This window comes from Micromonospora sp. NPDC049101 (genome assembly GCF_040648675.1).
GTDB lineage: Bacteria > Actinomycetota > Actinomycetes > Mycobacteriales > Micromonosporaceae > Micromonospora.
Map to the genome: position 1 here is coordinate 227,060 of NZ_JBEZED010000003.1, position 12,539 is coordinate 239,598.

8 protein-coding genes are annotated in these 12,539 nt (G+C 68.5%); all 8 read left to right on the plus strand.

Annotated features, from left to right (window positions below; translation table 11 throughout):
* Positions 1–79 precede the first annotated feature (79 nt).
* The 8 genes from AB0B57_RS05280 to chvE all read left to right on the plus strand — a co-directional run bounded on the left by AB0B57_RS05280 (position 80) and on the right by chvE (position 12,503).
* Positions 80–1,621, plus strand: coding sequence for a sugar ABC transporter ATP-binding protein (locus tag AB0B57_RS05280; protein WP_357065293.1), 1,542 nt, complete (start codon positions 80–82; stop codon positions 1,619–1,621).
* On the plus strand, positions 1,618–2,688 hold the full coding sequence (locus tag AB0B57_RS05285) for an ABC transporter permease (protein WP_357065295.1): 1,071 nt from the start codon (positions 1,618–1,620) through the stop codon (positions 2,686–2,688). Before AB0B57_RS05280 ends, AB0B57_RS05285 begins: the two co-directional genes overlap by 4 nt.
* Positions 2,685–3,674 carry a galactofuranose ABC transporter, permease protein YjfF gene (yjfF, locus tag AB0B57_RS05290; protein WP_357065297.1) on the plus strand — a complete coding sequence of 330 codons (990 nt, stop codon included), beginning with the start codon at positions 2,685–2,687 and terminating at the stop codon, positions 3,672–3,674. The genes AB0B57_RS05285 and yjfF overlap by 4 nt, the downstream gene beginning before the upstream one ends.
* Before the next feature lie 26 nt (positions 3,675–3,700).
* A complete protein-coding gene (gene araA / locus AB0B57_RS05295; RefSeq protein WP_357065299.1) occupies positions 3,701–5,203 on the plus strand; it encodes an L-arabinose isomerase in 1,503 nt (500 codons plus the stop codon).
* Between the two features lie 328 nt (positions 5,204–5,531).
* A complete protein-coding gene (locus AB0B57_RS05300; RefSeq protein ID WP_357065300.1) occupies positions 5,532–7,658 on the plus strand; it encodes an RICIN domain-containing protein in 2,127 nt (708 codons plus the stop codon).
* A 414-nt stretch (positions 7,659–8,072) separates the two neighbouring features.
* Positions 8,073–9,059, plus strand: a complete 987-nt coding sequence (locus tag AB0B57_RS05305; RefSeq protein WP_357065302.1) for a LacI family DNA-binding transcriptional regulator — start codon at positions 8,073–8,075, stop codon at positions 9,057–9,059.
* Between the two features lie 262 nt (positions 9,060–9,321).
* On the plus strand, positions 9,322–10,995 hold the full coding sequence (locus AB0B57_RS05310; protein ID WP_357065304.1) for an alpha-galactosidase: 1,674 nt from the start codon (positions 9,322–9,324) through the stop codon (positions 10,993–10,995).
* A gap of 365 nt (positions 10,996–11,360) precedes the next feature.
* Positions 11,361–12,503, plus strand: a complete 1,143-nt coding sequence (gene chvE / locus AB0B57_RS05315) for a multiple monosaccharide ABC transporter substrate-binding protein (protein ID WP_357065306.1) — start codon at positions 11,361–11,363, stop codon at positions 12,501–12,503.
* Positions 12,504–12,539 lie beyond the last annotated feature (36 nt).

Genomic DNA, 12,539 nt, shown 5'->3' on the forward strand with positions numbered 1-12,539 from the left:
ACCCCCAGGGGCGACCGGGCGGGCGCTGCGGGCGCGTAGCGGCCCTTCCGTGTCGACAACCCAGAAGAGGTCTGATGGGATGACGGATAGCCGTCCGGTCCTGACGATGACCGGGATCAGCAAGTCCTTCCCCGGGGTGCGCGCACTCCACAACGTCAACTTCCAGCTCCTTCCCGGCGAGGTGCACGCCCTGATGGGCGAGAACGGCGCCGGCAAGTCGACCCTCATCAAGGTGCTGACCGGTGTCTACGACACCGACGAGGGCACGATCACCCTGGACGGGGAGCCGGTGTCCTTCACCGGCCCGATGCAGGCGAACGCCGCCGGGGTCAGCACCGTGTTCCAGGAGGTCAACCTCTGCACCAACCTCTCGGTGGCGGAGAACATCTTCATCGGCCGCGAGCCCCGGCGCCTCGGCGCCGTCCGCTGGGGTGAGGTTCGCCGCCGCGCCCGCGCCCTGCTCACCCGCCTCGACCTCGACCTCGACGTCAGCGCGCCGCTCGGCTCGTATTCTCTGGCGATCCAGCAGATGGTCGCCATCGCCCGCGCCATCGACATCAAGGCCCGGGTGCTGATCCTGGACGAGCCGACGTCCAGCCTCGACGCCGGCGAGGTGGCGCAGTTGTTCCGCATCATGCGGCAACTGCGCGACGAGGGCATCGCGATCCTGTTCGTGACCCACTTCCTCGACCAGGTCTACGAGATCGCGGACCGCATCACCGTGCTGCGCAACGGTGGGCTCGTCGGCGAGTACCTGACCCCCGAGCTGCCCCAGCTCTCCCTCGTGGAGAAGATGATCGGCAAGGAACTCGACATCCTCGAGGGCATCGAGGAACACTCCCGTCGCGACCTGGCCAAGCTGGAGGAGGGCACCCCGCTGGTGGCGGTGTCGGACTTCGGCCGGGCGGGGGCGGTCCAGCCGTTCAGCCTCACCATCCACGCCGGCGAGGTGGTGGGCCTGGCCGGCCTGCTGGGCTCGGGGCGTACCGAGGTCGCGCGGTTGTTGTTCGGTGCCGACCGGACCGACGGCGGCCAGGTCACGGTCGACGGCACGGCGAGCAGCCTGCGGACCCCCGCGCAGGCCATCGACCACGGCGTCGGCTTCTGTTCGGAGAACCGCCGCGCGGAGGGCATCGTCGCCGACCTGTCGGTCCGGGAGAACATCATCCTCGCCATGCAGGCGGCCCGCGGCTGGCTGCGGCCCATCCCGCGTCGTCGTCAGGACGAGCTCGTCGACAAGTACATCAAGGCACTCAACATCCGGCCCGCGGACCCGGAGGTGCCGGTCCGCAACCTCTCCGGTGGCAACCAGCAGAAGGTGCTCCTGGCCCGGTGGCTGATCACCGAGCCACGGCTGTTGATCCTCGACGAGCCGACCCGGGGCATCGACATCGGCGCGAAGACCGAGATCCAGAAGCTGGTGACGCAGCTGTCCGACGGTGGCATGGCGGTGCTGTTCATCTCCGCCGAGTTGGAGGAGGTGCTGCGCCTCAGCCACAAGGTGGCAGTCATGCGGGACCGCCAGATGGTCGCGCAGCTCCCCAACGACGACAGTCTCAACGCCGACCGCATCATGCAGACCATCGCGAGTGGATCCCACCGCGAGGAGGCAGACCGATGAGCGACACCGTGAGCCGCTACCGGACGATCACCGGTCACCGGCTGTTCTGGCCCGCCGCCGTGCTGGTCGTCATGCTCGCCGCGAACACGATCTACCGGCCCGGGTTCCTGTCCATCGAGCTCAAGGACGGGCACCTGTACGGCACGCCGATCGACATCCTGCGGCTGAGCGCACCGTTGATCCTCGTCGCGCTGGGCATGACCCTGGTGATCTCGACCGGCGGCATCGACCTGTCGGTCGGCTCGCTCTGCGCGATCAGCGGCGCGATCGCCTGCATGTACATCAGCAAGCAGCCCGACCAGAACAACCTCGGCGTGGTGCTGACCGCCCTCGCGATGGCGTTCGGGGTCGCGCTCGTGCTCGGCGCCTGGAACGGGGTGCTGGTGGCCGTGATCGGCATCCAACCGATCATCGCCACCCTGATCCTGATGGTGGCCGGCCGGGGTCTCGCCCAGCTGATCACCGAGGGTCAGATCATCACCATCAACTCCGAGCCGTACCGGGCGATCGGCCTGGGCCACGCGCTGACCCTGCCGCTGGCCATCTTCATCGCCCTCGCCGCGGCCCTGCTCGTCGCCGCGTTCACCAGGCGCACCGCGCTCGGCATGATCATCGAGTCGGTCGGCGGCAACGCCGTGGCCAGCCGGTTGTCCGGCATCCGGTCCGCCCGGGTCATCTTCCTGGTGTACGTGATCAGCGCCGCGTGCGCCGCCGTCGCCGGCTTCATGATGACGGCCAACGTCTCCAGCGCCGACGGCAACGCCGCCGGTCTCTGGGTGGAGTTGGACGCGATCCTCGCGGTCGTCATCGGCGGTACGTCCCTCGCCGGCGGCCGGTTCTTCCTCAGCGGCACGATCATCGGGGCACTGATCATCCAGACCCTGACCACCACGGTGTACGCCATGGACATCTCGCCGCAGACGTCGCTGCTGTTCAAAGCGGTAGTCGTCATCGCCGTCTGCCTCATCCAGGCACCGGCCTTCCGGGCCCGGTTCGCCCGCCGCAGGCGCAGTGTTCCGCCGTCCGCCCCCATCGCCGACAAGCCGAAGGAGCAGGTGCCGGCATGACCACTGGAACGCTTACCGCCGGTCGTAACCGGTTCCGGCTGCCGAGGAAGCAGATACCGGTCCTGGCGACGCTCGCCCTGCTGCTGGTCATGTACGCCATCGGGGTGTCGCAGTACACGGCGTTCTCCAACGTGCAGGTCATCTTCAACGTCTTCATCGACAACGGCTTCCTGCTCGTCGTCGCGGTGGGCATGACCTTCGTGATCCTCACCGGTGGCATCGACCTGTCGGTCGGATCGGTCGTCGCCATGACGGCGATGGTGTCGGCCGCGCTGCTACAGGACGGCATGCCGGCGGCACTGGTGCTCGTCATCGCCCTGCTCATCGGCCCGACGCTCGGTCTGCTGATGGGTTGCGCCATCCACTTCTTCGAGATCCAGCCGTTCATCGTCACGCTCGCCGGGATGTTCTTCGCCCGGGGCATGTGCACGTTCATCTCCGGTGCGTCGATCCCGATCACCGACGGGTTCTGGACCTCGATGTCGCAGGAGCGGATCGGTAACCCGCAGGGCAACTTCGTGTCGATCAGCGTGCTGATCGCCTTCGTCGTGGTCGCCGTCGCCGCGTACACGCTGGCCTACACCCGGTTGGGACGCAATGTGTACGCCATCGGCGGCAACCCCCAGTCGGCCCTGCTGATGGGCCTGCCGGTGGGGCGGACCCGGATCGCCGTCTACACCATCAGTGGTCTGTGCTCCGCGATCGGTGGGATCCTGCTGTCGTTCTACACCCTCTCCGGTGCGCCACTGATCGCCGTCGGCATGGAGCTGGACGTCATCGCCGCCGTCGTCATCGGGGGCACCGTGCTCACCGGGGGTGCGGGTTACGTCTTCGGAACGGTGCTGGGCGTACTGGTCCTGGGCGTGATCCAGACCCTCATCACCTTCGATGGGAGCCTCAACTCCTGGTGGACCAAGATCGTGATCGGCGGCCTGCTGTTCGCGTTCATCCTCCTCCAGCGCCTCATCGGAATCCGTTACAAGTGACCGCCCCTCTCGCGGAAGGCAACCCCATGGCACCACACACCGAACCCGAGATCTGGTTCCTCACCGGCAGCCAAGGCATGTACGGCGAGGAGACGCTCCGCCAGGTGGCCGAGCAGTCTCGCCAGATCGCGGCCGCGCTCGACGACTCGCCGCAGATTCCCGCCCGCGTGGTCTGGAAGCCCGTCCTGACCAACAGCGGTGAGATCCTGCAGGTCTGCCGGGACGCCGCCGCCCAGGGTGCCGTCGGGGTCATCGCCTGGATGCACACGTTCTCGCCGGCCAAGATGTGGATCTCCGGTCTGGACGCGTTGCAGACGCCGCTGCTGCACCTGCACACCCAGGCCAACGTTCTGCTGCCGTGGAACGACATCGACATGGACTTCATGAACCTGAACCAGGCCGCCCACGGCGACCGGGAGTTCGGGTACATCCAGACGCGTCTCGGTGTGGCCCGCAAGACGGTGGCCGGGCACGTCAGCGACCCGCGGGTGGCCAATCGGATCGGGGCGTGGGCCCGCGCAGCGCTGGGCTGGTCGGCGATGCGGTCGCTGCGGCTGGCCCGCTTCGGTGACAACATGCGCGACGTCGCGGTGACCGAGGGCGACAAGGTCGAGGCCGAGCTGCGGTTCGGGGTCTCGGTCAACACCTACGGCGTCAACGACCTGGTCGAGGTGGTCGGCGAGGTCACCGACGCGCAGGTGGACGACCTGGTCAAGGAGTACGAGGACACCTACCGCATCGTCGGCGCACTGCTGCCCGACGGGGAGCAGCACGACTCGCTGCGGTACGCCGCGCGCGTGGAGTTGGGCATGCGTGCCTTCCTGGACGCGGGCGGGTTCCGGGCCTTCACGACGAACTTCGAGGACCTCGGGGGGCTGCGTCAGCTACCGGGCATCGCCGTGCAGCGGCTGATGGCAGACGGTTACGGCTTCGGCGGCGAGGGCGACTGGAAGACATCGGTCCTGGTCCGCACCCTCAAGGCGATGTCGGTGGGCGTGAGCGGCGGCACGTCGTTCATGGAGGACTACACCTACGACCTCACCCCGGGCAACGAGCTGGTGCTCGGCGCCCACATGCTGGAGGTCTGCCCGACCATCGCCTCCGACGTGCCCAACGTGGAGATCCACCCGCTGAGCATCGGTGGCCGGGAGGACCCGGTCCGGCTGGTGTTCGACGCCGCACCCGGTCCGGCCGTGGTGCTCGGGCTGTCCGACATGGGGGAGCGCTTCCGGCTGGTGGCCAACGAGATCGACGTGGTGGCCCCGCCGCAGCCGCTGCGCCGGTTGCCGGTCGCCCGTGCCGTCTGGCGTCCGCGCCCCGACCTGCCGGTCTCGGCCGAGGCGTGGATCACCGCGGGCGCCCCGCACCACACCGTGCTGTCGCAGGCGGTGGGCGTGGAGGAGCTGCACGACCTGGCGGAGATGAGCCGCACCGAGCTGGTCGTCATCGACGCCGACACGGAGCCCCGCCGCTTCGCCGACGAGCTGCGCTGGAACCAGGCCTACTACCGGCTGGCCCGCGGCTTCTGACCCGCGCGGTCGGAGAACGGGTGGTCCATCCCTGCCTGCGGGCGGGGGTGGGCCACCCGTTCGCGTGTGTGCCAGCAGGCCCGCGAGGCGGTCGTGTTACGCCTTGACTAACAGCATGTTATCGCTCACAGTCTATAGCCAAGATGGTCGATGTCGTGGCTGGCCCGGTCGCGCGCGTGTCCTACCCCGCGGTTTCGGCACCTCGTCACCGCGACGGTCGGGCGACCGGTGTTAGCGATCACATGGCCGGGCCTGGTCAGCTCGGTGCCCCGCCCGGTGCCGCGGACGCCGGCCCAGACCGCACGGTTCGCGTCAGCAGAGGAGGATCATGCTTTCCATCGGTCGGGTTCCCCGGGGTGCGCCACGGCGGCGCGGGTGGCTGTCGAGACTCGCCGTCGCCGCGATGGTGCTGGTGGTCGGTGGCGCGGCCGCAGCGGTGGCCGCGGCGCCCGCGTCGGCGGCAACTGTCGACACCAGCGCCTGGTACGTGTTGGTGAACCGCAACAGCGGCAAGGCAGTGGACGTGTACAACATGGCCACGAACGACGGCGCGCGGATCACCCAGTGGACGCGCAACAACGGCAACCAGCAGCAGTGGCAGTTCGTCGACTCCGGCGGCGGCTACTACCGGCTCAAGTCGAGGTTGTCGGGCAAGGTGCTTGACGTCTCCGGCCGCTCCACGGCCGACGGCGGGCCGATCGTGCAGTGGTCCGACAACAACGGCACCAACCAGCAGTTCCGGTTGGCCGACTCGGACGGCGGGTACGTCCGGCTGATCAACCGCAACAGCAACAAGGTGATGGAGGTGCAGGGCGCCTCGACCGCCGACGGTGGCAACATCGTGCAGTACGCCGACTGGAACGGCACCAACCAGCAGTGGCAGCTCGTCCGCGTCGACGGCGGGGGCGACCCCACCACGCCACCGCCCACCACCACGCCGCCCCCGTCGAACGGCACGTACTCGAACCCGGTGGTCTGGCAGGACTTCGCCGACGTCGACATCATCCGCGTGGACAACGCCTACTACATGTCGGCGTCCACCATGCACTACTCCCCGGGCGCTCCGGTGTTGCGCTCGTACGACCTGGTCAACTGGGAGTTCGCCGGTCACTCGGTGCCCAAGCTCGACTTCGGCTCGAAGTACGACATGAGCGGCGGCAGCAACGCGTACGTCGACGGGATCTGGGCGTCGACGTTGAACTACCGGCCGAGCAACAAGACGTACTACTGGGCCGGGTGCATCGACTTCGCGCAGACGCACATCTACACCGCGTCCGCCGTCGACAGCACGTGGACCAAGCACACCACCATCCCCAACTGCTACTACGACGCCGGCCTGCTGTTCGACGACAACGACACCCCGTACATCGCGTACGGCAACGGCACGATCAGCGTGGCGCAGCTGTCCGCGGACGGGAAGTCCCAGGTCCGCGCCCAGCAGGTGTACCAGACGCCGTCGAGCATCGGCACGCTGGAGGGCGCCCGGTTCTACAAGCGCAACGGCGCCTACTACATCTGGCTCACCCGCCCGGCCAACGGCCAGTACGTGCTGAAGTCGACGAACGGCCCGTTCGGCCCGTACGAGCAGCGTCAGGTGCTGCTCAACCTGCCCGGCCCGATCTCCGGTGGCGGCGTGCCGCACCAGGGTGGGCTGGTGCAGACCCAGAACGGCGACTGGTACTACATGTCGTTCGTCGATGCGTACCCCGGTGGTCGGATGCCCGCGATGGCGCCGATCACCTGGACCGGCGACGGCTGGCCCGTGCTGCAGACGGTCAACGGCACGTGGGGCTCCACGTACCCGAAGCCCAACCTGCCCGCGCCGCCACGAGCCGTCAAGCCGCTCACCGGCACCGACACGTTCGCCGGCACCACCCTCGGCCCGCAGTGGGAGTGGAACCACAACCCCGACAACAGCAAGTGGTCGGTCAACAACGGGCTGAACCTGCAGACCGCCACCGTCACCGGCGACCTGTACAAGGCGCGTAACACGCTGACCCACCGGATCCAGGGCCCCACCTCGACGGCCACCATCGAGTTGGACTACTCCACGATGCGCGACGGTGACCGCACCGGCCTGGCGGTGCTGCGTAACTCGTCGGCCTGGATCGGAGTCCGGCGGGACAACGGGTCGACCCGTCTGGTCATGCAGAACGGCCTGACGATGGACGGCAGCTGGAACACCACGAGCACCGGCAGTGAGGTGGCGAGCACCGCCGTCTCCGGTGGCCGGATCTGGTTGCGCGCCAACGCCGACATCAGACCGGGGTCCGGCCGGCAGGCGCGCTTCTCGTACAGCACGGACGGGGTCAACTTCACCTCGTTCGGCAACGCCCTGACGCTGGCGAACAACTGGCAGTTCTTCATGGGCTACCGGTTCGCCATCTTCAACCACGCGACGTCGGCACTCGGCGGCGCGGTCACGGTCCGCAGGTTCGACCTGACGACACCGTGACACCAGTCACACGACTGTCGGTTTGACCGGTGGCGCCGACGAGCGTTTGCCCGACTGGCACGTGCGGTCGGCGCCACCACCCGGTGCCCGGCCGGCCTGCTCCACGCTCTCTGAAGGAGCGTGGAGCAGGTTGGCGTGCCACCGCAGCCCGCAACCGCGAGCCGGCTGCCCGCGTACGCCGGGTGGGAAAAGCCTTGTGCGGCTTCGATGCGTAGCACATCCGGGCACAGCCGTCCCGTAATCGAAGCGGATGCTGGCGTAGACTGACGGCGATTCAGCGCTGGTCACCTGGGATTCAGCACCGGCGTGGTGGCTGAGCGAGGGGGATTGGGCCGGGCCGCTCCAGTCGACGTCGACCGGGCCGCGGGCCCGAGACTTAGCGGGGAGAGTGAAATGGCCGTCCACGGTCCCGCGATGACAGATGTCGCTCGTCTGGCCGGTGTCTCCCATCAGACGGTGTCGCGGGTGCTCAACGGGCACCCCAACGTTCGTGAGCAGACCCGGCTCCGGGTGCGGGCGGCGATCGCCGAGCTCGGCTACCGCCCGAACGGCGCGGCTCGTGCCCTGGTGACCGGCAGATCCCAGGTCATCGGTGTGGTCGCACAGAACACGACCCTCTACGGTCCGGCGTCGCTGTTGGCCGCCCTGGAGCAGACCGCCGCCGAGGAGGGTTTCGCGGTCAGCGTCGGCAGCGTGCGAAACCTGGACCACCGCTCCATCTCGGCAGCCGTCGAGCGGCACCTGTCGCACCGGGTCGCCGGCATCGTGGTGATCGCGCCGGTGGAGTCGGCGGGTGAGGCGCTGGAGCGTCTTCCCCAGGACGTCCCGCTGGTCACCGTCGACGGCGACCCGAGCCGACCGGTGCCGTTGGTGACAGTCGACCAGGTGGCGGGTGCCCGGGCGGCGACCCGACATCTGCTCGACGCGGGGCACCGCACGGTCTGGCACGTCTCCGGGCCGTTCGACTGGTTCGACAGCGTCGGCCGGATCGACGGCTGGCGGGACGCCCTGCTCGCGGCCGGTGTGGACCCGCCGCCGCTGATGCCGGGGGACTGGTCCGCCGCGTCGGGTTACCGGTGTGGGCAGATGCTGGCGAGGATGCCGGAGGTCACCGCCGTCTTCACCGCCAACGACCACCTCGCCCTGGGCGTGCTGCGGGCGTTGCACGAGTTCGGCCGGCGGGTGCCGGACGACATCAGCGTGGTCGGCTTCGACGACGTGCCGGAGGCGGCGTACTTCATTCCGCCGCTGACCACCGTCCGCCCGGACTTCGACGCGGTGGCGCGGGCGAGCCTGCAGATGCTGCTGGCCCAGATCGAGACGGGCACCGGCGGGGCGATGCGGCAGACCATCGCCCCGGCCCTGGTCGCCCGCGAGAGCGTCGCCCCACCGCGGCGCTGACGTCGGCCCCAGCCGGAGGGTCTCGGCGTCGACGGCACCGCGCCGCCCTGCTGGCTCGTCACCGTCGGTAAGACGCCGCTCAATCGAAGCCTGGCTTTTTTCATCGACCGGGGACAATGCAACTGGCCGGGAGGTATTGAACCTCGTGAAATGTGGCCGTAACATGATGGACGTCTCTGTTAACGCTAACAAGAATCGGCGTCCAGCTTTCGTCCCACCTCTGATCGTAGTCACCGGCGGGCGCCACCGACAAGGAGGCTCGATGAACCGCATCACCCGAGGTCGACGCTGGGGGAGCGTGCTGGCGGCCGGAGTGCTCGTCGCCGGTGCTCTGGTCGGCCTCCGCGCCCCGGCGGCGCAGGCACTGGACAACGGGGTGGCGCGCACTCCCCCCATGGGTTGGAATTCGTGGAACTCGTTCGGCTGCAACATCAACGAGGCGCTGATCCGGCAGACGGCGGACGCAATCGTCAGCAGCGGTATGCGGGACCTGGGCTACAACTACGTCGTCGTCGACGACTGCTGGTTCAACCCCAACCGGGACAGCTCCGGCAACATCCAGGGCGACCCCACCCGTTTCCCCAGCGGGATGAAGGCGCTCGGCGACTACCTGCACGCCCGGGACCTCAAGTTCGGCATCTATCAGGTGCCGGTCGACAAGACCTGCGCGCAGTACTTCAACTCCTACCCCGGCGCCACCGGCAGCCGCGGCCACGAGGTGCAGGACGCCCGCCAGTTCGCCGCCTGGGGCGTCGACTTCCTCAAGTACGACTGGTGCTCGCCGGAGGGCAGCATCAACGACCAGGTGGCCACCTTCGCCAAGATGCGTGACGCGCTGGCCGCCACCGGCCGGCCGATCGTCTACAGCATCAACCCGAACAGCATCCACGCCAAGACCGGCCCGCAGCGCAACTGGGGCGACGTGGCCAACATGTGGCGTACCACCGAGGACATCACCAACGCCTGGGACACCGGTCAGACCAACGGCTACCCGATGGGCATCCAGAACATCATCAACGTGACGGTTCCGTTGGCGTCCTACGCGCGGCCGGGTGGGTTCAACGACCCGGACATGATGGAGGTCGGTCGCGGCGGCATGAACGACACGGAGATGCGCAGCCACTTCGCCATGTGGGCGATCATGGCGTCTCCGCTGATCGCCGGCAACGACGTCCGGAACATGAACGCCGCGACGCAGACCATCCTCAAGAACGCCAACCTGATCGCGATCAACCAGGACTCGCTCGGGTTGCAGGGGACGCAGGTGTCGTTCGACGGCACCCGCCGGGTGCTGGCCAAGCGGCTCGCCAACGGTGACGTCGCCGTCGCCCTGCTCAACCAGGGTGGCTCGACGACGACGATCTCGACCACGGCCGCCGCCGTCGGCAAGTCCGGGAGCTCGTTCACCCTGGTCGAGGCGTGGTCCGGTGCCACCACCTCCTCCAGCGGGGCCATCAGCGCCAGCGTTCCGGCGCACGGCACGGTGGTGTACCGGGTCAGCGGTGGGGGGACGACTCCTCCGACGACGACCCCGCCGCCGACGAGCCCGCCGCCGGGCACGTCGAGCGCGCTCGCCAGTGCCGCCTCCGGCCGCTGCCTGGACGTTCCGAACAGCAACACCGCCAACGGCACCCAGCCGGTGATCTGGGACTGCAACGGCGCCGCCAACCAGCGCTGGACCGTCAACGGTCAGACCCTGCAGTCGCTCGGCAAGTGCCTGGACGCGCCCACGGGCGCCGCGGCCGGCGCCAAGGCGCAGATCTGGGACTGCAACGGCGGAGCCAACCAGCGGTGGACCATCAACGCCAACGGCACGATCAGCGGCGCCCAGTCCGGGCTCTGCCTCGACGTCAACGGCAACGGCACCGCCAACGGCACCACGGTGATCCTCTGGAACTGCACCGGGGCGGCCAACCAGCGGTGGACGCAGCGATAGCCGACCGGGTCCGTCGACCGACCAGGTCGCGGCAGCCCACCTGATCCGACCGCACTCCAGGTGCCCGCGGACGACACCCGTCGTCCGCGGGCACCGTCGCGTCCGCCGGCCGTCTGGACGGTGGCTCGGTGCGGTCGACGGGCCCTGCCTGACGGCCGTCCGCTCCGGTGCCGGTCACCGCCGTGCGCCCAGGTCGGGGCCCCTCCGGGCGCTGGCCTCGCCGCTGGGGACGCCTCCGTTACGAGACCGTGACACCGGTATTTCGGATCTGGTGTTGACGTGTCGTATGTGAGCGCTAACACTACCCCGAAAGGTGACAGTTTTGGCCCCGGCACTCGACGGGGGAGTCCAGAGAGGAGAGGCCCGTGGGCAGGAGATTCCTGGTTGCTCTCGGCGGCGCGATGCTGACGCTGAGTATGGCGGCGTGCAGTGGCGGGGGTGCCGGCAGTGGTGACGACAAGAGCGACGCCAAGCCTGGCGACCTGACCATCGGTGTGTCGATGCCGACCCAGACCTCGGAGCGGTGGATCGCCGACGGCAACGCGGTGAAGTCCAAGCTTGAGGCGAAGGGCTACAAGGTCGACCTCCAGTACGCTGGCGACGACATCCCCACCCAGTCGCAGCAGGTCGACCAGATGATTACCCAGGGTGCTGACGTCCTGGTCATCGCGGCGATCGACGGCACGGCGCTCAGCAGCCAGCTGCAGGCCGCCGCGTCCGCGAAGATTCCGGTCATCTCCTACGACCGGCTGATCCGCGGCAGCAAGGACGTCGACTTCTACGTCAGCTTCGACAACTACAAGGTCGGCGTCGCCCAGGGCACCGCGCTGCTCGTCGGGCTCGGCCTGCTCAACAAGGACGGCTCGAAGGGCACCGCCAAGGGGCCGCTGAACGTCGAGCTCTTCGCGGGGTCGCTGGACGACAACAACACGCAGTTCTTCTTCAGCGGGGCGATGGACACGCTCAAGCCGTTCGTCGATGACGGCACGCTTGTCGTCAAGTCCAAGCAGACCACGCCCGAGCAGGTCGCCACCCTGCGGTGGCAGCAGGAGACCGCGCAGAAGCGCATGGAGAACCTGCTCACCTCCAGCTACAACGACGGCTCGAAGGTCGACGGTGTGCTGTCGCCGTACGACGGCATCTCCCGGGGCATCATCACCGCCCTGCAGAACGCCGGCTACGGCACCGGGGCGAAGAAGCTCCCGGTGGTGACCGGCCAGGACGCCGAGATCGCCTCGATCAAGCTGATCAACGACGGCGTGCAGAGCTCCACGGTCTTCAAGGACACCCGCCTGCTGGCCGACCAGGCCGTGAACGCCGCCGAGGCGTTCCTGCAGAAGAAGGAGCCGCAGGCCAACGACACCAAGACGTACAACAACGGTGTCAAGGTCGTCCCGTCGTACCTGCTCCCGATCGTCACGGTCTACAAGGACGACATCAAGACCGCGCTGATCGACTCCGGCTACTGGACGGCGGAAGAGGTCGCCGCCGGTCAGGCCAAGAAGTAAGCCAATCGTCGGGCCCGGCGGTCGCCGCCGGGCCCG

Bases quoted from the DNA above. Each gene is read 5' to 3' on its own strand.
- AB0B57_RS05285 (WP_357065295.1), top strand. From the start codon at position 1,618: ATGAGCGACACCGTGAGCCGCTACCGGACGATCACCGGTCACCGGCTG.
- araA (WP_357065299.1), top strand. From the start codon at position 3,701: ATGGCACCACACACCGAACCCGAGATCTGGTTCCTCACCGGCAGCCAA.
- yjfF (WP_357065297.1), top strand. From the start codon at position 2,685: ATGACCACTGGAACGCTTACCGCCGGTCGTAACCGGTTCCGGCTGCCG.
- AB0B57_RS05305 (WP_357065302.1), top strand. From the start codon at position 8,073: ATGACAGATGTCGCTCGTCTGGCCGGTGTCTCCCATCAGACGGTGTCG.
- AB0B57_RS05280 (WP_357065293.1), top strand. From the start codon at position 80: ATGACGGATAGCCGTCCGGTCCTGACGATGACCGGGATCAGCAAGTCC.
- AB0B57_RS05310 (WP_357065304.1), top strand. From the start codon at position 9,322: ATGAACCGCATCACCCGAGGTCGACGCTGGGGGAGCGTGCTGGCGGCC.
- AB0B57_RS05300 (WP_357065300.1), top strand. From the start codon at position 5,532: ATGCTTTCCATCGGTCGGGTTCCCCGGGGTGCGCCACGGCGGCGCGGG.